Origin of the sequence: Lacticaseibacillus sp. 53-4, assembly GCF_016861805.1 — a bacterium.
GTDB lineage: Bacteria > Bacillota > Bacilli > Lactobacillales > Lactobacillaceae > Lacticaseibacillus.
This window is the reverse complement of sequence record NZ_BOLT01000001.1, coordinates 120,884-139,295: the sequence shown is the minus strand read 5'-3', so window position 1 is coordinate 139,295 and position 18,412 is coordinate 120,884. Positions and strand designations below refer to the sequence as shown.

The window sequence follows — 18,412 nt, the reverse complement described above, 5'->3', positions numbered from 1 at the left end:
GTTAACATGGTTTTTTCTATTCGTGAAAGCCTCGTGTATAATGAAGCGTAGATTCGAAGGAGGCAATTCATGGCGCAGCGGCGGACAACCAGCAAGCGAAAACCAACAACCAAACGTAAACCCCGCACTCGCAAAGTTGACCACACCTTAAACTGGGTTGGCTGCGGGTTATTTGTTGTGGCGGCGTTGGCCTTCTTCAGACTCGGCATCATTGGGACGTTCCTTGCCAACTGCTTCCGATTGGTGATTGGGGATGCCTATCTGCTTGGCGCAGCGATAGTCGCGGTGTACGGGGCATGGCTGATTGTCTCTGGCAAAGCGCTGCGGCCCACCGCCCGCCTAGGCTGGGGCGGAGGCCTTATTGGTCTGGGCGCCTTAGGGGTGCTGTCGGGCAGCGCGATGGCGGCACAGAGTGTGCACGCCCACTTTTTCCTGGCGACCTGGCGGCTGCTTCAGGGCGACTTTGCCCTGCAAGCCACGACGTCGCGCGTCGGCGGGGGCCTGCTGGGTGCGGGACTGTTGAACCTCTTCGCGCCGCTGCTAGCCGAAATCGGGGCCATGATTTTATTCTGGCTGATCATCGTGATCGGGGTGGCGGCCCTGGCAGGCGTCAAACCAGCACAGGTATTTGCGGCCGGTCACTGGCTTGCCGCCAAGCTCGGCGAGGCGATTGCCGGGTTGCGCAACCAGTTTGACCAAAGCCACCAGGAGCGCGCAGCAAAGCGCGGGGCCCCAAAGCCTGCGGAGACGCCAGCCGATCAGCCTGTGGTCAGAAGTACTGTGGCCCCTTCTGTGGCGGAGACTGAACCTGCGGCCGGTAAAGATCTCCCCAAGCCAGTGGCACAGCGGCAGGAAGAGATTAAAATCAACGTGCCGCACTCAGAAGCCACCCAGACTGAGCTTTTGGCCGAGGATAAACAGGCGGCTTCAGATGCAGAGCAGCCCCTCGACACCAGCACTGGCGCCAGCGGTGATTACGTGATGCCGCCGATGAGCCTGCTGACGCCGATTCCGGCGACCGACCAATCGGCGGAGACGGCCAAGATTCGGAAGAACTCAGTCAAACTCAGTGAGACCTTGCGCTCTTTTGGCGTTGACGTGACGGTCAAACAGGCGACGCTGGGGCCGAGCATCACACAGTACGAGATTCAGCCGGCGACTGGGGTGAAAGTGTCCAAAATCACGAACCTGTCTGATGATCTGGCGCTGGCGCTCGCGGCGAAGGATATTCGCATCGAGGCCCCAATCCCTGGCAAGTCGCTGATCGGCATTGAAGTGCCCAACCAACAGGTGGCCACGGTCGGATTCCGAGAAGTGCTGGAGAAAACGCCAGCGCATCCTGGAAAACCGCTGGTCATTCCCCTGGGCAAGGACGTGGACGGGCGAGTCAAGACGTTCGACCTGACCAAGATGCCGCATCTTCTGATCGCCGGGGCAACCGGCTCAGGGAAATCGGTGATGATCAACGTGATCATCACGAGCATCCTAATGACGACCAAGCCGGACCAGGTCCGCTTGATGCTGATCGATCCGAAAAAGGTGGAACTGTCCGTTTACGACGGCGTGCCGCACCTGCTTACGCCGGTTGTGACCGAGGCCAAAAAGGCGCCGTCGGCCTTGAATAAAGTGGTCAAGGAAATGGAGAACCGGTATGAGCGCTTCGCGGCCGCTGGGGTGCGCAATATTGGCGAGTACAATCAAAAGGCGAAGACCGCCGACGATCCTGATTTGCCGCCGCTGCCGCTGATTGTCGTGATCGTGGACGAATTGTCTGACTTGATGATGGTCGCAGGAACTGAGGTCGAAACCGCACTGGTGCGGCTGGGCCAGATGGCCCGGGCGGCGGGGATCCATGTGATCATCGCGACGCAGCGGCCAAGTGTCGACGTGATCACCGGCCTGATCAAGGCCAACTTCCCGTCGCGCATCGCCTTTGCGGTTTCGTCCGGCGTCGATTCTCGGACGATTTTGGACATGAACGGGGCCGAGAAGCTGCTTGGGCGCGGGGACATGTTGTTTGCCCCAATTGATGCGGCCAAGCCGCTGCGGATTCAGGGCGCCTACATTTCTTCAGAAGACGTTGAAGCGGTGGTCAAGTCGATCACCGATCAGGTGGCACCGGAGTATGTTGAGGACATGACGCCAAGCGACGAGCCGGAAGCGGCCGCCGCCGGGGATTCGGAAGACGAGTTGTACGATGAGGCCAAGGCGTTTGTGATCCAGCAGCACACTGCGTCAACGTCACTGCTGCAGCGGCGCTTTCGCATCGGCTACAACCGGGCTGCGCGGTTGATCGACGACCTTGAGGCCAACCAGGTCGTTGGCCCGAGCGAAGGCAGCAAGCCGCGGAAGGTCTTTATCCAACCGGATCAGCCAAAAGGGGAGAGTTAAGGAGTTTTTATGCGAATTCAATTAGCTACTGGTGTTTTTTTGAACGTCCTGTCGACCAATCAGTTTAAAACCACCCGCGTGGCGATTCATTTCATCGCGCCAGCCAAGGCGCAGGATTTTGCGGCACGGACGCTGCTGACTTCTGTACTGGAAACCAGTTCCGCCAAGTATCCGACCCAGTCCGACTTATCCGCCGCGCTTGAAACAATGTTCGGGGCCAGCTTTGGAATCGGTGTGGCTAAAACCGGCGCAGTCCACCGCGTCACTGCCACCTTGAACCTGGTGGCCGACAAGCTCGCGCAGGTACCGCTGTTGGCGCAGGGCTTTGACTTGCTTCACGAGGTGCTGTTAAAGCCGAAACTGGTTGGCAATCAGTTTGATCCCGAAGTCTTTGACCGGGAGCAAAAAAACCTGGCGGCCTATTTGGGCAGCATGGACGAGGATCGGCAGCTGCAGGCAAGTTTGGCGACGCAGCGTTTGTACTTCCAGGGCAACGATGCGCAGGCCACGCCGAGTTTTGGGACCCTAAGGCAGCTGACAGCCGTCACTCAGGCGCGGCTGATGGCGGTATATCAGGATATGCTAAGTCACGACCAAATTGAAATTGTGGTGCTCGGTGATGTGACCGAAGAGCAGGTGGTCCCACTTGCTAAGCAGTTAGGCTTTGCCGCACGGCCTGAGCCCGCCTTTGCGCTGATTTATCGCCAGCCTGACGCGCCGGTGCGGCAAGAAACCGTCTCGGCCCACGTTAACCAGGCCAAGCTCAATTTAGCCTACACCACGCCGAGTGACCTCTACGGCCGCCAATTCTACGCCAATGTGGTCGCAAACGAATTGTTCGGCGGTTCGCCGCTTTCACTGCTGTTTACCAATGTGCGGGAAAAGGCGAGTCTGGCTTATTATGCCAGTTCGATGTTTGAGCCATTTCGCCAGTTCAGCATGGTGCAAACCGGGATCGATGCTGTGAACCGCGACCAGGTGCAGCAGCTGATTGCAGATCAGTTGGCCAAAGTGGCAGACGGCGCGTTTTCGGCTGAACTGCTTGCACACATCAAAGAGGGCTTGCTTAATGCCCGCCAGGCTGCTTATGATTCCCCCCAGTTTTTGGCTCGTCAGGAACTGCTTCACGCGCTGGTGCCCACCCACCAGCCTGGCTATGCGGCTTATGCCGCAGCGATCACTGCTGTCACTAAACAGGAAGTGATGGCTGCGGCCGCGGCAATGAAGTTGCAAGCCGTGTACTTTTTGGACGAACAGGAGGCCAACTAATGGCATTGAATCAAACCGAGTATCCGGCCGTCCAAGAAACCTTGGTGACGGAGACGCTGGCCAATGGGCTGCGCGTGCTGCTTGTCCCGCGGCCAGCGTATCATCAAAGTTACGCCCTGTTTGCGGTCGATTACGGGGGCATTGATGTGCGCTACCAGCCAGCCGGTGCCACCGAAATGGTCGAGGACCCAGAAGGCATCGCCCATTTTCTTGAGCACAAGCTGTTTGAGAAGGAGGATCACGACGCCTTTGATTTGTTCGGGCAAACCGGCGCCTCAGCTAACGCGTTTACCGGCGCGACCAGCACCGCATACTTGTTCTCGACGTCGACTCAGCTGACTGAGAACCTGACGACGCTGCTGGATTTTGTTCAGGCGCCATATTTCTCCGACCAAACGGTGGCCAAAGAGCGCGGCATTATTGGCCAGGAAATCCAGATGTACCAAGATGATCCCGGCTGGTTGTTGTACTACGGGATCTTGGGAAACTTGTACCCGAATCATCCGGTGGCCAGAGACGTGACCGGGACCATCGCCTCGATTGCTCAGATCACCCCGGAGCGGCTATATCAGGCCTATCGCACCTTTTATCAGCCAAGCAACATGACACTGACACTGGTGGGCAACTTTGACCCTGAGCACGTCCTCGCGCACATTGCCGAGAACCAGGCGGCCAAGACCTTTGCACCGGCCACGCCAATCGTGCGCGGCGTCGGCTTCGACGGCGACCTCAGCACGATTTTGCCATACCGGGCGGCTGATTTGCCAGTGATCCGGCCAAAAAGTGCAGTCGGCATCAAGGGCCAGATCGATGCGCCGGGGGATCTTGAGGGCACCAAGTATAAGCTGGCCATTGAGGTGCTGCTGGAGATGATTTTTGGGGACTCTTCGCCGCTTTATCAAAAGTGGTACGACGACGGGCTGGTGGACGACTCCTTCGCGGCGGATTACATCGCCGGGCGGACGTTCAATTACGCGACGATCACCGGGGATGCCGACGATCCGTCCGCATTCTCCGATGCGGTCGCTTCAGTGATCGCCCGCGGTGCGGATCAGCCCGCCCTCACTGAGGCACGCTTTCAGCGAATCCTCCAGGCCGCCTTGGGCAAGTATTACATGTCCCTGAACTCCCTCGAGCAAACGGCCAACCAGCTGTCGTCTCAGAGCTTCAACGAGTCAAACGCGTTCGAAGTGGTCGAGACCTTAAAGTCCTTGACGCTTAGAGACGTCAAACAAGTCGCCGCCAGCTTTTTCGATGTGGACGCCGTTTCCGTCTTCCACGTCCGTCCGGAGGCGCAAGCATGAGTTTTGCTTTAATTGTCGGGGCCAGTGGCGACATCGGCGGCGCTTGTGCCAAGCGGCTGGCGGCGCAGGGGTGGTCGCTGTATCTCCACTACGATCAGCACGAGGCCCCAGTGGCCGCGTTGGTGGCCAAGCTGACCGCGGCTTATCCCAAACAAGATTTTCTGAAAGTGCAGTACGATTTGACCGATGAAATGCATCTTGACCAGCTGACGGATCAACTGTTCAGTGTCGACGCCGTGATTTTCGCGGCGGGGATGACTTACTATCACCTGTTTCAGGAGACGACTGTGCCCGAACTGACCACCTTGATGCAGGTGCATTTACTGACGCCGATGGTTTTGCTAACTAAGCTCCAGGCTAAATTGTCAGTTTCAGGTCATGGCCGGATCATTTTTATCGGCTCGGTTTACGGTGGGTCAGGCTCCGCCATGGAAGTGGCATACAGCACAGTGAAGGGGGCACAGTCCGCCTTCGTGCGGGCTTACGCCAAAGAGGTCGCGAGCCTTGGCATCACCGTCAACGTGGTGGCGCCTGGGGCCGTTGCCACCAAGATGAACAAAATGTTTGATGCGCCTGCGCTTGCCGCCGTGCAAGCGGAGATTCCGGCGGGCCGGTTTGCGGCGCCTGCAGATATCAGCTACTATGTGGCCAGTTTATGCAGCCAAGAAGCGGCCTATCTCACCGGCCAGACACTATATGTGACGGGCGGTTGGCTGCGTTAGCAACGCAACTATTTCTTAATTCATGTAGCAGTTTATTCATGCTATACTGAAAACAGTCAATAATAAACTAGCGGGTGAAGAAAACAAATGGACGAAATTGGGCAAAAACTGCGTACCGCCAGAATTGAAAAGGGCTATACCCTTGACGACCTTCAGCAGATCACCAAGATCCAAAAGCGTTATTTGATTGCGATCGAAGAAGGCAATTTTGACGCGCTTCCAGGCGATTTCTACGTCCGGGCATTTATCAAGCAGTATGCAGAGACGGTTGGCCTCGATGCCGACGCGCTACTAACGCAATTTCAGCAAGACATTCCTGACACACAGCCTCAGGAGTATGTGGAACAATCAGTTGAAAATCGGACCCGCAGCGAGCGGACTGCTGAAAACTCACCAGTCAATAAGCTGCGTCAGCACGCCTGGCCCATTGCCATTGCGGCACTCGCGATTGTGATCGTGGTGGGGGCCTACCTGGTGATGTGGCATTACTCTAGCACCCAGCCGAAAGAGACGATTCCGACCAACGACAACGTGTCGGTCTCGAGTAGCAAAAAGGCTTCAAGCAGTAAGAAGGCGTCCAGCAGCCAAAAGGCCAGCTCGACGTCCAGTAAGGCAAAGGCAAGCAGTAAAAAGACGAAAAAATCAAGCAAGAAGAACGGCAGCCTGAAGATTGCGGTGGCTGACGTCTCCACGACAAGACAGACGGCCACGGTCACTAATCTGCCGGCCAGTGGTAACACCATCAAAGTTGCGGCTACTGATGCCGCAGCCTGGGTCGCCGTCTACGTCAACAATGCGGTGACCTGGCAGGGGACGGTTCAGCCGGGTAGTGAGCACACGGTAGACTTGCCAGACGGCACGACCAGTTTTGCTGTCAACTCCGGCAATATGCCGAAAACGACCATCTCGTTGAACGACAAAAAGGTTGACTTGGGCACGACCACAACCAGTGTCGTGCGGACGGTGACCTTCACGGCCGCGTCAAGCAGTTCGTCAGAAAGTGGGAACGTGCAGTGAATTTACCAAACAAATTAACGATGCTTAGGATCATCCTGATCCCGGTCTTTACGATCTTGCTGGTCATGGGCTGGCCGGCGGGCAGTTTTGCCGTTGGCGCGAGCCAGCTCTCTTGGTCGTACCTAGTTGCCACTATCATTTTTATCGCGGCGACCCTCACCGACTTGGCCGATGGTAAAATCGCTCGGGCCCGCCACTTGGTGACGAATTTCGGTAAATTTGCTGATCCGCTGGCGGACAAACTGCTGGTGATGACCGCCTTCATCTTTCTCACGGCAGCTGGCGTCGTGCCTGCCTGGGGCACTGCAGTCATTCTGTGGCGGGAGCTTGCTGTAACGGGACTGAGATTACTGCTGTCCAACGAAGGCGAGGTGCTGGCCGCGGCTTGGCCGGGTAAGATCAAGACCGTCACCCAGGACTTGGCCATCATCTGCCTGTTTCTAAATAACTTCGGGCTGAGCTTTCCCTTGGGTGAAATTCTGTTTTACCTCGCGGTGCTCTTCACCTTGTACTCAGGAATCGAATACTTTTACAAGAATCGTGGGGTCTTCGCCGACTCTTTTGGTAAATAACTCGCAGCCCGCAGCTTACTGCGGGTTTTGTTGTCTGTATGGACAGAAAGGACCAATGTCATGAACGCAGAATTGATCGCAGTCGGAACGGAGATGCTGCTGGGCCAAATCACCAACACGAATGGGGCGTTTTTGGCCAAGCAGCTCAGCGAGCTGGGTATCGACAGCCTTAATCAGCAAGTCGTTGGCGACAATCCCGAGCGGTTGGAGGCGGCAATCGCGCTTGCCGAAAGCCGTGCGGACATGATTTTTGTCTTGGGCGGGCTGGGGCCGACACCCGATGACTTGTCCAAGCAGACACTGGCCAAGCACCTCGGTGTGGCGCTGGTCGAAGACGCGCCGGCGATGGCCAAGCTCAAGGCCTACGCCAAGCAGCAGCACCACGAAATGACTGCCAACAATCGCCTGCAAGCCATGTATCCGGCCGGAGCAACGGTACTGACAAACGCCGTTGGCCTAGCTGTTGGCGCCGTGCTGGAACAGCAAGGGCGGACCTACGTGCTGCTGCCTGGGCCGCCGCGTGAGTTTGAGCCGATGGTGTTAAACGCCCTGGTGCCCCTGCTGCTGAAAAGGCAAGGCCAAGGTGAAGTGATGGTGTCGCGGGTGCTGCGCTTCTTTGGCATTGGTGAGTCGCAGGTGGTGACTGAGCTGGCGGACCTCATCGCCGCGCAGACCAACCCGACGTTGGCCACCTATATTAAGCCGTACGAGGTGACGCTGCGGCTGACCGCCAAGGCCAAATCAGAGCAGGCCGCCACGGCGCTGCTGGATCCGCTTGAACGCGCGGTGCAGGCGCGGCTGGGCGAGTTCTTCTACGGTTACGGCGATAATAACAGTTTGGCCGCTGAGGTGGTCCGCGCACTGGCCCGCGAGAAGGTTGAGGTCACGGCGGCGGAGAGCTTAACCGCAGGGGCCTTTCAAGCAGCGCTGGCCGACATTCCCGGGGTTTCGGCATGGTTCAAAGGCGGCTTTGTCACCTATTCCAACCGCACCAAGGCCAAGTTCCTGCAGCTGGATCAGGCCGCGATCGACCAGGCCGGTGCTGTCAGCGAGCAAACCGCTAAAGCGATGGCGGAGGGGGCGCTCAAGCAGGCCGCAGCTGATGTCGCAATCAGCTTCACCGGGGTTGCCGGCCCCGGGCCGAGCGACGGCATCGAGGCGGGGACGGTATGGATTGGGCTGGCCGCCAAAGGTCAGTCGGCCGTCGCGACGCTGCATCATTTCCCGGGCAGTCGGGCCGCAGTGCGCGGGCGCGCGGTCAAAGCCGGTTTATTCACGCTCTTACGTTTTCTGCAAGCGGCTGAAAAACAAGGCTAAATCACCGGTTAAACCTTTTTTGAAGCGGGTCTGCCACGTTGGCAAACCCGCTTTTGCGTAGGGTTGACGCGCTTTCATCAAGTTGACACCACAGACCCTAACCGCTACAATCAACATTGTGTCAAATTGTAAATATTAATAGCATCGTGAAACCATTTGATGATGCGGAGGTGAAAAGATGAGCTCAGGAATTTTGCTCTCAGTGATCCTCGCCGTCATCGCTTTGGTGCTCGGATTGTTGATTGGCAACTGGCTTCAGAAACGAAGCCATGAGCGGACTTTGGATCAAGCACATGACAGTGCTGCTGGAATCATTGAGAGCGCGAAGAAAGAAGCCGAAACGCTCAAGAAAGAGAAAATTGTTTCGGCGCGGGAAAAGGCCCACCAGTACCAGACTCAGGTGGAGGCCGAACTCAAGGATCGGCGCAGTGAGGTCCAGCAATCGGAACATCGCGTCTTGCAGCGTGAAGAGGCGCTGGATCGCCGTGATGATACGCTTGACCAAAAGGAAAAGAGTCTGACGGCGCGCGAGAGCGAATTAAACGCCCGGCAGCAGCAATTGGATGCCAAAAAAGAAGACATTACCGCCACTATTTTGAAACAACAGCAGGAGCTGGAACGCATCGCCGGTCTCACCAAAGCACAGGCGAAAGACCAGGTCCTCACTGAAACCAAGGCTGAACTGGCGCATGAACGTGCCACATTGATCAAAGAAAGTGAAGATGAGGCGAAGGAGACGGCTGACCGCACGGCCAAGTCGCTCATCGCCGATGCCATCCAGCGCAGTGCCTCTGATGTGGTCGCCGAAACGACGGTCACGACAGTTACCCTGCCGAACGACGATATGAAGGGTCGAATCATCGGCCGTGAGGGTCGCAATATCCGGACTTTGGAAACACTGACAGGGATCGACTTGATCATCGATGACACACCGGAAGCGGTGGTGTTGTCAGGGTTTGACCCGATTCGGCGTGAAATCGCCCGGATGGCGCTTGAAAAACTGATTCAGGACGGTCGTATTCATCCTGCCCGCATTGAAGAAATGGTCGACAAGGCGCGCAAGGAAATGGATCAACGCATTCGTGAAATCGGGGAACAGGCAATTTTTGATGTCGGGATTCATAATATGCACCCCGACTTGATCAAGATCTTGGGCCGCTTGCACTTCCGGACCAGCTACGGGCAGAACGTCCTGGATCACTCGATTCAGGTGGCCAAGCTGGCTGGAATCATGGCGGCAGAACTCGGCGAAGATGTCAACTTAGCGAGACGCGCAGGATTATTACATGATATTGGTAAGGCTCAAGACCGTGAAGTGGGCGGGTCTCACGTTGAGATCGGCGTTGAGTTGGCCACAAAGTACAAAGAACCAGAAGTGGTGATCAACACGATTGCCTCGCATCATGGCGACGTTGCGCCGACTTCGGTCATCGCGGTGTTAGTTGCCGCAGCTGACGCGATTTCGGCGGCGCGGCCCGGGGCTCGCTCCGAATCGCTGGAGAATTACCTTCACCGGCTGGAAAAGCTCGAAGCCATTGCTAACTCGTTCGACGGCGTGGCGCAGTCGTATGCGATTCAGGCCGGCCGTGAGGTTCGCGTGATCGTTCAGCCGGATAAGCTAACTGATGAGCAGTCGGTGGTTTTGGCTCGCGAGATTCGCAACCGCATTGAGAAAGAACTTGAATATCCTGGTCACATTAAGGTGACCGTGATTCGGGAAAAGCGCACCGTTGAGTACGCCAAGTGACCGGATTTCAAAAGCGGCTCGTCATCCCCCGATGGCGGCCGCTTTTTTGACGCCATTGGGTCTCAGTTGACGCTGCCCCCTGAAATGGATTATCATTTCGTACAGTCACTTAAGACGCGGCGGGCAGTTCGTCGCTGCTAAGGAGAGAATAATGACACGGAAGAAAAAAGCGTCACTGGTCGGCATGCTGATCACGCTGGGGATCGTTTACGGCGACATCGGGACCTCCCCACTGTACGTCATGAACGCGATCATTGCGGACGCGGGCTCAGTGGGTGCGCTGACGCCGGATTACATTATCGGGTCAGTGTCGTTAATTTTTTGGACCTTGATGATTCTCACCACCATTAAATATGTTGTGCTGGCGATGCAGGCTGATAACAACGGTGAAGGTGGGATCTTTGCGCTTTACGCACTGGTGCGCCGGCGCGGCGCTTGGTTGGCCATTCCTGCCTTGATTGGCGGCGCGGCCCTGCTGGCCGACGGCACCTTGACGCCGGCGGTCACGGTCACCACCGCCCTTGAAGGCCTGAAAAATCAGCGCTTTGGCAGTTTCGTCTTCAGCAACTCGCAGCTGGTTGTTTTGGTCATCACCAGCGTCGTTTTGCTGACCTTATTTATGATCCAGCGCTTTGGCACCGCCAAGTTAGGCAATGCTTTTGGGCCCATCATGCTGATTTGGTTCCTGTTTCTGGGCATTGCAGGGCTGACTCACATGACGGGGCACCTGGAGATCATCAAGGCCCTGAATCCGGTTTATGCGGTGCGAATCTTGTTTTCACCAGCGAATAAAGTCGGTATTTTCCTGCTTGGGAGCATTTTCCTGGCCACGACCGGGGCTGAGGCACTTTACTCAGACATGGGGCACGTGGGTAAATACAATATCTACGCGACCTGGCCATTTGTCTATGTCTGCTTGATGCTGAACTACTTTGGGCAAGGCGCTTGGCTGATTGGCCACTATCAAGATCCTGCATTCGCCGGGATGGCGACCCTGAACCCGTTTTACACGATGCTGAACACCGGGCTGCGGCCGTTTGCCATCGTACTGGCCACGATGGCGGCAATCATTGCTTCCCAGGCCTTGATCACCGGCTCTTACACGCTGGTTCATGAAGCCGTTGGGCTGAAGTTTTTGCCTCGCATGGCGATCAAGCACCCCTCTACTGAGCGCAGTCAGATTTACATCGCGTTTGTGAACTGGTTTCTGTGCCTAGTCACCTTGAGCGTCGTGTGGTTCTTCCGCACCTCTAAAGCGATGGAGGCGGCATACGGGCTTGCCATCACCATCACCATGCTGATGACCACCGTGCTGCTGTTCGAGTTCCTGTCCATGAAGATTCGCCGCTTGTATGCGGCGCTGGTGGCCGGGTTCTTTGGGATGATTGAATTTGTCTTTCTGGTGGCCAGCATGGTCAAGTTTCTTCATGGCGGGTACATCACGCTGTTCATCATGCTGCTAATTTTGGCCATGATGGTCGTTTGGTACTTCGGCAATAAGATTCGAGAGCATTACCAGGACGAAAGTGAGTACGTCGTCCTGACGGATTACGTCGACCAGCTGACTGAGTTGTCAGCGGATGAGACAATTCCAACCTACACGACAAACCTGGTTTACATGACAAAGGTCAAGCAGGGATACCGGTTGAAGCGTTCGACGCTGTACTCAATCTTGGATAAGCGGCCCAAACGTGCCAAAGTCTACTGGTTTGTCACCGTCAACGAAACGGATAAGCCGGTCGAAATGCGTTACACCGTCGATATGCTGCATACCCGCAACGTGATCTCAGTGCAGATTTACCTGGGCTTCCGGATGTCACAACACGTGAATGTCTACATCCGCAAGATCATTAACGATTTGCTGAACGCCAAGGTCATCGACCCGCAGACGCCGAAGTATACGACCGTCAAGAACCGCAACGTGGGGGACTTCAAGTTTGTCATCATCCGCGAACAAGCACAGAACCTGCTGACGACGGAGAACATCCCCGGCTGGCAGCGCAGACTGATTGGCGGACGTCTGTGGCTGCAAAACATCACCACAAGCCCGGCCAACTGGTACGGTCTAGAATTTGCCAATGTCGTGGAAGAAACCGTGCCGCTGTTCATCAGCGTGCCGCGCACTGTGGCTTTTTCCAAGCACCAAATCATGAATGCCAAGGCCATGCGGCTAAAAGCCGTTGACCGCGTGAAAAACAGTCCAATCCAGACGCAAACGGAGATCATTAATCCGCAAACCAAGGCGCCTGACGACGACGCTGAAAAGTGAGAAAACCCCAGACAATTTCAACATTGTCTGGGGTTTTATTGTGGCATTGGGATCAGTCGGGGGCTGAGGGTACCGAGCTCAGGGACCACCTGGCCTGCCGTCAAATTAACAAGGTCGCGGCTGACTAGTTCTGCCTGGGCTGCAGGCACCGCGACGCTCACGGTGACTTGTTCCCGATAGTCCGTGGCGGTGATGGTGAGGCTTTGTTCGCCCAGCCAGTGAGTCACGCGGTCGAGCTGGGCGTAAGGCATGCTGAGGGTCAGCGCACGCATCATTTGCCGCCGGCTGATGCCGGCCTGCTTGACTGCCGCGGTGACGCTGCCGGCGTACGCTCGAATCAGCCCACCGGCCCCCAGTTTGATGCCGCCGAAGTACCGGGTGGTCACGGCGACCACATCGTGAAGCCCCATTTCCTGAAGCGTGCGCAGCATTGGCACCCCTGCGGTACCGGCGGGCTCGCCAGCGTCGTTGGCCCGCTGGATGTGGTCATCGTCCCCCAGCAGGTAGACGGGGACGTGATGGTTGGCCTTAGGATGCGCCTTAGCCACGGCGGTGATGAAGGCCTGCGCGTCTTTTTCGCTTTTGATCGGCGCCACCGCACAGATGAAGCGAGATTTTTTGATCACCTGCTCCGCCTCCGCGGCGCGAGTCAACGTGTGATAATCGGCTGTCATGGCGTAATCTCCTTTTGAGGTGAAAGCAATGATTCCAAGTGGGATGCAACTGATTGATGAAGAAGTCGCAGACGCTGGCATCGCTGCGTCCAGTTTAGCACAGGCTGAGGTCGTCTTCGGCATTGTTGATGGGGTTTGCCAGCGCTGCGGTCAGCGCACGCACCACCAGCTGCCGGATGGGCGCACGTATTGCCGAGCATGCATCGGCCTTGGCCGGGTCACCAGCACGACGCGACTGTTTCGGTTCCCAAGCGGACCTGGTGAAGGCGGCACGTTGACCTGGGCAGGTTCGCTCACACCGGCCCAAAGCGCTGCCGCGCAGGCCGCAGTGGCGTCGGTTGCGGCAGGCCGCGATCATCTGTTGTGGGCGGTGACAGGGGCGGGCAAAACGGAGATGCTGTTTCCGCTCATTGCGCATGAGCTTGCCGAACATCACCGGGTGGCCGTCGCAACACCGCGGATCGATGTTGTGCTTGAGCTGGCTCCACGGCTTCAAGCCGCCTTTGCCGAGACCCCCGTCGCGGTGCAATACGGCGGCGCGCCTTGGCCAGTGGCACCTGCCCCTCTGGTGGTGGCGACCACCCACCAGCTGCTGCGGTATTATCAGCATTTTGACCTGGTGATCGTCGATGAGGTGGACGCGTTTCCGTATAGTCAAACGCCCATGCTGGCTGCCGCCGTGGCTCATGCCAACCGCGGCCCGACCGTGTACCTCAGTGCGACCCCGCCGCGGGCGTTAAAGCAGGCGGCACGCGCTGGCACCATCGGTGTCAGCTTTTTGGTGCGGCGCTTTCATGGCTTTCCGCTGCCAGTGCCGCACCTGCTTGTCGCCACGCTTAAAGGGGTGCCAAAACGGGCTCCCAACACCGTTTTGCGCTTGCTGGCACAACTCACAGGCCGTCAGTGCATGCTGTTTGTGCCGCGCATTGATTGGTTGTTGCCGCTTGCGCAAGCCTTGGGCCAAGCCGGGTACACGGTGCAGACGGTCCACGCCGAAGATCCGGAACGGGTAGTAAAAGTTCAACAGTTTCGCGATGGCGTGGTGGCGGTCCTGCTCACCACGACGATTTTGGAGCGAGGGGTGACGATTCCGCACTGCGCGGTGCTGGTGCTGGCCGCAGACGACCGGCAGTTCAGTGCCAGTGGGCTGATCCAGATGGCTGGGCGCGCAGGCCGCAGCCAGGCCAGCCCGGATGATCCGGTGTGGTTTGTGGGCCGGCACATCACGTTGAACATGCTGGCAGCGCGGCATGAAATCACGATGATGAACAGGCGCAGACCATGAACTGCCTATTGTGCCATCAGCCCCTGCGAGATGATCCGGGGCTCTCTGGCCTGCTTGATGCGCGGCCGCTGCGACCGGCTCAATTGTGCCGGCCCTGCTTTGCCCGCTTTGATCAGATCGATCAGCAGACTGTCTGTCCCGGTTGCGGTCGCGCCGATTCCCCCAGCCTTTGCCAGGACTGCCAGCGCTGGAAGGCACAGGGAGAGCAGCTGCTTAATCACCGGGCGTGGTTTCGTTACACCGCACCGATGAAGGCTTTTATTCAGCAGTACAAAGGCCTGGGTGATTACCATCTGCATGGCGCATTCGCTGATGTGCTCCAAGTAGTTGGCGAAAACCAGGCCCTGGTGCCGATTCCAAGCGAGCGAGGGCACTATGCAAGGCGCGGATTTGATCCAGTGCTGGGATTGTTTGGTCATCTGCCGCTGGCGCTGTGGCTGACCAAGGCCGACACCCCAGTCCCTCAGGCGCAGAAGACGCGGGCAGAGCGACTGCTCACCGGGCAAAGTTTTACCGCTCATTTACCCGCCAAGGTGCCGCCCCACATCGTGCCGCTTGACGATCTATACACCACCGGGCGGACCCTGTACCACGCCAAGGCGGCGCTGCGAGCGGCCGGTTTTGAAGGTGAGGTGATCAGTCGGTCGCTGATCAGATAAATATTTGTTTCACCGCTTTCAGTTCGATATAATAAAGACGAAGGGTGAAAGGGCTTTATCAGAGCCAATTTGCCTGTGTGCAACGAGTTTGCACGGATGAAAGGGGAGAAGTTTTATGCTCACATACAACGTTCGTGGCGAAAACATCGAAGTCACTGATGCCATTCGCAGTTATGTTGAGAAGCGGATCAGCAAGCTGAACAAGTTCTTCGAAAGTTCAGTCGAGGCCATCGCGCATGTCAACTTGAAGGTTTATCAGGATAAAACCGCCAAGGTCGAAGTGACCATCCCATTGTCTTACCTGACTCTGCGGGCCGAGGAAACCAGCCCTGATCTTTATGCCAGTGTCGATTTGGTCACTGATAAGCTGGAGCGTCAGGTCCGGAAATATAAGACCAAGATCAACCGCAAGTCGCGCGAAAAGGGCTTTGCGCCAATTGATGTGGCGCCTGAGGGCACACCTGCACCAACCAGTACCGATGACAACGAAGATGAATTGACGGTGGTCCGGACCAAGCGGGTGTCGTTGAAGCCGATGGATTCCCAAGAGGCCATTTTGCAGATGGACATGTTGGGGCATAACTTCTTCATTTTCGAGGATGCTGATACGAACGGGACCAGCATCGTGTACAAGCGCCGTGATGGCCGCTATGGCCTGATCGAAACTGACGAGTAAAACGCCTTCTTCAGCAACCGCAGATCGCCTGATCTGCGGTTTTTTTGCGCTAGGCGTGTAAAGACCTGAGAACAATGATAAAATGATTTAGATACTGTCAGCAGTATGCAAAGTTGGATGACAGGAGAGGATTACTGAATGCCAAACGTATTAAAGTCTTGGGTCGAAAGCGACAAGCGCGAAGTGAACCGTCTCGGTAAAATTGCCGATCAGGTGATGGCCTACGAGGACGAGTATGCTGCGCTGAGCGATGAGGACCTGAAAGCAAAAACGCCTGAACTGAAAGATCGGCTCATGAAGGGGGAAACCCTCGATGACATCTTGCCTGAGGCCTTTGCGACTGCCCGCGAAGGTGCTAAGCGCGTGCTCGGCCTGTTCCCGTTTCGGGTGCAGATCATCGGCGGCATCACGCTTCACGAAGGCAACATTGCCGAAATGAAAACTGGTGAAGGGAAAACCCTGACCGCGACCATGCCCGTCTACCTGAACGCGTTAGCTGGCAAAGGGGTCCATGTCGTCACCGTCAATGAATACCTGTCCGGTCGTGACGCGACCGAAATGGGCGAGCTCTACAATTGGCTGGGCCTGACCGTGGGGCTGAACACCCATGACCTCTCCTCCGAGGAGAAACAGGCGGCTTACAACGCGGATATCACCTATTCGACGAACAGTGAACTCGGGTTCGACTATTTGCGTGACAACATGGTTGTCTACAAGCAGCAGATGGTTCAGCGGCCACTCAACTACGCGATCGTCGATGAAGTGGACTCAATTCTGATCGATGAAGCCCGGACGCCGCTGATCATCTCCGGTGGGGCGGAAAAGTCGACTGGGCTGTACATTCGCGCCGACCGGTTCGTAAAGACCCTCAAGGAAGAGGACGACTACAAGATCGACTGGCCGACCAAGACCGTGGCGTTGACCGAAAACGGGATCCGCAAGGCGGAGAAGATTTTTGGCCTCAAGAACCTTTACGACACCGAAAACACCGCCCTGACGCACCATTTGGATCAGGCGCTGCGGGCCAACTACATCATGCTCAAAGATATCGACTACATGGTGCAGGAAGGCGAAGTGCTGATCGTTGACCAGTTCACTGGCCGCGCGATGGAAGGGCGGCGCTTCTCCGACGGCCTGCACCAAGCGATCGAAGCCAAGGAAGGCGTCGAGATCCAGGACGAAAATGCCACCATGGCCACGATTACCTATCAGAACTTCTTCCGGATGTACAATAAACTGGCCGGCATGACCGGGACGGCGAAGACGGAAGAGGAAGAATTCCGGGAAATCTACAACATGGAAGTCATTTCGATTCCGACCAACAAGCCGGTCATTCGCGTTGATTCTCCGGATATTTTGTACCCGACCCTAGATGCCAAGTTTAAGGCCGTGACGCGGGACATCAAAGCACGCCACGCCAAAGGGCAACCGATTCTGGTCGGCACGGTCGCAATCGAGTCTTCCGAACGGCTGTCCAAACTGCTGGACGAGGAAGGGATTCCCCACAGCGTGCTGAACGCGAAGAACCATGCCAAGGAAGCCGAAATCATCATGAACGCGGGCCAGCGCGGCGCGGTCACGATTGCGACGAACATGGCCGGGCGCGGGACCGATATCAAACTGGGTCCCGGGGTCACGGCGGTCGGCGGGCTTGCGGTCATCGGGACCGAGCGGCACGAAAGCCGCCGGATCGATAACCAGCTGCGTGGCCGTTCCGGGCGTCAAGGTGATCCTGGTGCCACCCAGTTTTACCTGTCGCTTGAGGACGACTTGATGAAGCGCTTCGGCTCAGAGCGAATCAAGCAGATGCTCGACCGCTTCAAGTTGGACGACGACGAGCAGGTGATTCGCAGCCGGATGATCTCGCGCTCCGTTGAATCGGCGCAAAAGCGCGTTGAAGGGAACAACTACGATACCCGTAAGAACACCCTTCAGTACGATGACGTGATGCGCGAACAGCGTGAGGTCATTTATAAGCAGCGCCAGCAGGTGATCAACGAAGAGGAGACACTGAAGCCAGTGCTGATGGCGATGATCGATCGTTGCATCACACGCATGGTCCAAGCTCACACCCAAGGTGAAAAGCAGGAGTGGGAACTCGACAAGATTTACGACTACGTGACGACTAACATGGTCACGGATGAGGACTTCAAGAAGAGTGCGCTCGCCAAGCGGTCAAGCGACGAGATCATCAGGACGCTTGAACAGCTGGCTGAAGATAATTACACCAGCAAGTTGAACCAGTTGGGCGATAAGGCTCAGATGCTGGAGTTTGAAAAAGTCGTGATCTTGCGCGTGGTCGACAGTCTGTGGACCGAGCACATCGATGCCTTGGATCAGCTTCGGCAAAGTGTTGGGCTGCGCGGCTACGGGCAGATGAACCCGTTGGTCGAGTACCAAGAAGAAGCGTACCGGATGTTTGAGGAAATGATCGCGAACATGGACGACGGGGTCACCCGGCTCTTCATGAAGGCGCAGATCCGACAAAATATTCGTCGCTGATTATGACG

15 protein-coding genes are annotated in these 18,412 nt (G+C 56.8%); 13 read left to right on the top strand and 2 right to left on the bottom strand.

The window, feature by feature from the left end:
* The first annotated feature begins 69 nt into the window (after nt 1-69).
* From JUF21_RS00690 to JUF21_RS00650, 9 genes are all read left to right on the top strand, one after another.
* The gene (locus JUF21_RS00690; RefSeq protein ID WP_203662530.1) at nt 70-2,391 is read left to right on the top strand and encodes a DNA translocase FtsK; all 2,322 of its coding nucleotides are present in this window, start codon (nt 70-72) and stop codon (nt 2,389-2,391) included.
* A 9-nt stretch (nt 2,392-2,400) separates the two neighbouring features.
* Nucleotides 2,401-3,660, top strand: coding sequence for an EF-P 5-aminopentanol modification-associated protein YfmF (gene yfmF, locus JUF21_RS00685; protein WP_203662529.1), 1,260 nt, complete (start codon nt 2,401-2,403; stop codon nt 3,658-3,660).
* Entirely contained in the window at nt 3,660-4,964 is a 1,305-nt protein-coding gene (gene yfmH, locus JUF21_RS00680; protein ID WP_203623246.1) for an EF-P 5-aminopentanol modification-associated protein YfmH, read from the top strand. Before yfmF ends, yfmH begins: the two co-directional genes overlap by 1 nt.
* Complete coding sequence (gene ymfI, locus JUF21_RS00675) at nt 4,961-5,686, top strand: elongation factor P 5-aminopentanone reductase (protein ID WP_203662528.1); 726 nt, start codon at nt 4,961-4,963, stop codon at nt 5,684-5,686. The genes yfmH and ymfI overlap by 4 nt, the downstream gene beginning before the upstream one ends.
* A gap of 87 nt (nt 5,687-5,773) precedes the next feature.
* The gene (locus JUF21_RS00670) at nt 5,774-6,703 is read left to right on the top strand and encodes a RodZ domain-containing protein (RefSeq protein ID WP_203623244.1); all 930 of its coding nucleotides are present in this window, start codon (nt 5,774-5,776) and stop codon (nt 6,701-6,703) included.
* Nucleotides 6,700-7,275 (top strand): CDP-diacylglycerol--glycerol-3-phosphate 3-phosphatidyltransferase, encoded by a 576-nt coding sequence (gene pgsA, locus JUF21_RS00665; protein ID WP_203623243.1) that lies wholly within the window; start codon nt 6,700-6,702, stop codon nt 7,273-7,275. Before JUF21_RS00670 ends, pgsA begins: the two co-directional genes overlap by 4 nt.
* A gap of 60 nt (nt 7,276-7,335) precedes the next feature.
* Nucleotides 7,336-8,592: a competence/damage-inducible protein A gene (locus JUF21_RS00660; protein ID WP_203623242.1), complete on the top strand. Its 1,257-nt coding sequence runs from the start codon at nt 7,336-7,338 to the stop codon at nt 8,590-8,592.
* A gap of 178 nt (nt 8,593-8,770) precedes the next feature.
* Nucleotides 8,771-10,339: a ribonuclease Y gene (gene rny, locus JUF21_RS00655; RefSeq protein WP_125755034.1), complete on the top strand. Its 1,569-nt coding sequence runs from the start codon at nt 8,771-8,773 to the stop codon at nt 10,337-10,339.
* A 151-nt stretch (nt 10,340-10,490) separates the two neighbouring features.
* The gene (locus JUF21_RS00650; protein WP_203623241.1) at nt 10,491-12,608 is read left to right on the top strand and encodes a KUP/HAK/KT family potassium transporter; all 2,118 of its coding nucleotides are present in this window, start codon (nt 10,491-10,493) and stop codon (nt 12,606-12,608) included.
* 35 nt (nt 12,609-12,643) lie between these two features.
* Here JUF21_RS00650 and JUF21_RS00645 read toward each other — a convergent pair whose 3' ends face one another.
* A complete protein-coding gene (locus tag JUF21_RS00645; RefSeq protein WP_203623240.1) occupies nt 12,644-13,282 on the bottom strand; it encodes a YigZ family protein in 639 nt (212 codons plus the stop codon).
* Nucleotides 13,283-13,310: 28 nt separating this feature from the next.
* Between JUF21_RS00645 and JUF21_RS00640 the strand changes: the two genes are divergently transcribed.
* Nucleotides 13,311-14,567, top strand: a complete 1,257-nt coding sequence (locus JUF21_RS00640; RefSeq protein WP_203623239.1) for a helicase-related protein — start codon at nt 13,311-13,313, stop codon at nt 14,565-14,567.
* A 5-nt stretch (nt 14,568-14,572) separates the two neighbouring features.
* Here the strand turns inward: JUF21_RS00640 and JUF21_RS00635 are convergent, their stop codons facing one another.
* Nucleotides 14,573-14,788: a hypothetical protein gene (locus JUF21_RS00635; protein WP_203623271.1), complete on the bottom strand. Its 216-nt coding sequence runs from the start codon at nt 14,786-14,788 to the stop codon at nt 14,573-14,575.
* A 27-nt stretch (nt 14,789-14,815) separates the two neighbouring features.
* Between JUF21_RS00635 and JUF21_RS00630 the strand changes: the two genes are divergently transcribed.
* The 3 genes from JUF21_RS00630 (at nt 14,816) to secA (ending at nt 18,404) form a co-directional block, all read left to right on the top strand.
* Nucleotides 14,816-15,226 carry a ComF family protein gene (locus JUF21_RS00630; protein ID WP_239061415.1) on the top strand — a complete coding sequence of 137 codons (411 nt, stop codon included), beginning with the start codon at nt 14,816-14,818 and terminating at the stop codon, nt 15,224-15,226.
* A gap of 115 nt (nt 15,227-15,341) precedes the next feature.
* Nucleotides 15,342-15,902, top strand: a complete 561-nt coding sequence (gene hpf / locus JUF21_RS00625) for a ribosome hibernation-promoting factor, HPF/YfiA family (protein ID WP_125755031.1) — start codon at nt 15,342-15,344, stop codon at nt 15,900-15,902.
* A 138-nt stretch (nt 15,903-16,040) separates the two neighbouring features.
* Nucleotides 16,041-18,404 (top strand): preprotein translocase subunit SecA, encoded by a 2,364-nt coding sequence (gene secA, locus JUF21_RS00620; RefSeq protein ID WP_203662527.1) that lies wholly within the window; start codon nt 16,041-16,043, stop codon nt 18,402-18,404.
* Nucleotides 18,405-18,412 lie beyond the last annotated feature (8 nt).

Coding starts and splice junctions, on each gene's coding strand:
- JUF21_RS00690 (WP_203662530.1), top strand. CDS start 70: ATGGCGCAGCGGCGGACAACCAGCAAGCGAAAACCAACAACCAAACGT.
- yfmF (WP_203662529.1), top strand. CDS start 2,401: ATGCGAATTCAATTAGCTACTGGTGTTTTTTTGAACGTCCTGTCGACC.
- yfmH (WP_203623246.1), top strand. CDS start 3,660: ATGGCATTGAATCAAACCGAGTATCCGGCCGTCCAAGAAACCTTGGTG.
- ymfI (WP_203662528.1), top strand. CDS start 4,961: ATGAGTTTTGCTTTAATTGTCGGGGCCAGTGGCGACATCGGCGGCGCT.
- JUF21_RS00670 (WP_203623244.1), top strand. CDS start 5,774: ATGGACGAAATTGGGCAAAAACTGCGTACCGCCAGAATTGAAAAGGGC.
- JUF21_RS00660 (WP_203623242.1), top strand. CDS start 7,336: ATGAACGCAGAATTGATCGCAGTCGGAACGGAGATGCTGCTGGGCCAA.
- rny (WP_125755034.1), top strand. CDS start 8,771: ATGAGCTCAGGAATTTTGCTCTCAGTGATCCTCGCCGTCATCGCTTTG.
- JUF21_RS00650 (WP_203623241.1), top strand. CDS start 10,491: ATGACACGGAAGAAAAAAGCGTCACTGGTCGGCATGCTGATCACGCTG.
- JUF21_RS00645 (WP_203623240.1), bottom strand. CDS start 13,282: ATGACAGCCGATTATCACACGTTGACTCGCGCCGCGGAGGCGGAGCAG.
- JUF21_RS00640 (WP_203623239.1), top strand. CDS start 13,311: ATGATTCCAAGTGGGATGCAACTGATTGATGAAGAAGTCGCAGACGCT.
- JUF21_RS00630 (WP_239061415.1), top strand. CDS start 14,816: ATGAAGGCTTTTATTCAGCAGTACAAAGGCCTGGGTGATTACCATCTG.
- hpf (WP_125755031.1), top strand. CDS start 15,342: ATGCTCACATACAACGTTCGTGGCGAAAACATCGAAGTCACTGATGCC.
- secA (WP_203662527.1), top strand. CDS start 16,041: ATGCCAAACGTATTAAAGTCTTGGGTCGAAAGCGACAAGCGCGAAGTG.